Here is an 837-nt window from a genome sequence, read left to right as displayed (position 1 = left end):
GTAAGCGCCCTTGAATCGGCATCTTTTTTTCCCAAAATCAGCTCGTCACACTTGAAATCCATTACCTCTTCGCTGGATTTTCACTATGACCACTCAAGAACGTGCTGATTTTTGGCGACAGCAGATCACCGCCTGGCTTGACTCCGGCCTCTCCGGCCACGCCTTTTGCAAAAGCCAGGCACTGGTCTATCACCAGTTTGCTTACTGGCGCAAAAAGCTCGAACAGCCTGCGGCCTCGGACTCTCTTCCTGGCTTTGTCAGAGTAGTCATGCCTGCTCCTGTCACGAACGAAGTCGGCTTGACGCTCACCTTACCCAACGGTATTACCCTCTCCGGGTTACATCTGGGCAATATCGATTTGCTCGGCGCTATCATGAGGCAGTTGTAATGCGCCCTCGTTACTTGCGTCCGGCACTGACCATGCCGCAGATCTACCTCTATCGGGCGCCTATCGATTTTCGTAAACAGGCCCATGGCCTGGCGGCGCTGGTCGAGCAGCAACTGGGGCACAACCCGTTCACCGGTGCCCTCTATGCCTTTACCAATCGCCGCCGCAACAAGATCAAGTGTCTGATGTGGGAGGACAACGGCTTTGTGCTCTATTACAAGGCGCTGGCCGAGGAGAAATTCAAGTGGCCATCGTCTGCCGATGAGCTACTCTCCCTCTCTTCCGAGCAGATAAACTGGTTGCTCGATGGCTACGATATCTCCTTGATGCAGGGCCATAAAACACTGCATTATGAGACGCTTTAATACCGCCAACCTCGTGCTTTACCGCCTTGTTTTTGTTATAATTTCCTCATGAAAATGACGCCGAAAAACCTCACCCCATCACCT

At 52.7% G+C, this 837-nt stretch carries 2 protein-coding genes; both read left to right on the top strand.

From position 1 onward, the window contains the following. The first annotated feature begins 85 nt into the window (after window positions 1-85). Window positions 86-388: an IS66 family insertion sequence element accessory protein TnpA gene (gene tnpA / locus OKB81_RS20630; RefSeq protein WP_270668099.1), complete on the top strand. Its 303-nt coding sequence runs from the start codon at window positions 86-88 to the stop codon at window positions 386-388. Next, window positions 388-753, top strand: a complete 366-nt coding sequence (gene tnpB / locus OKB81_RS20625; RefSeq protein WP_041205730.1) for an IS66 family insertion sequence element accessory protein TnpB — start codon at window positions 388-390, stop codon at window positions 751-753. Before tnpA ends, tnpB begins: the two co-directional genes overlap by 1 nt. Window positions 754-837 lie beyond the last annotated feature (84 nt).

This window comes from Aeromonas sp. QDB56 (genome assembly GCF_027705505.1).
GTDB classification, from domain to species: Bacteria; Pseudomonadota; Gammaproteobacteria; order Enterobacterales; family Aeromonadaceae; genus Aeromonas; species Aeromonas caviae.
This window is presented reverse-complemented; position numbering and strand designations above follow the sequence as displayed.

Excerpts from the sequence above, each read along its gene's own strand:
- tnpB (WP_041205730.1), top strand. The coding sequence starts at position 388 with ATGCGCCCTCGTTACTTGCGTCCGGCACTGACCATGCCGCAGATCTAC.
- tnpA (WP_270668099.1), top strand. The coding sequence starts at position 86 with ATGACCACTCAAGAACGTGCTGATTTTTGGCGACAGCAGATCACCGCC.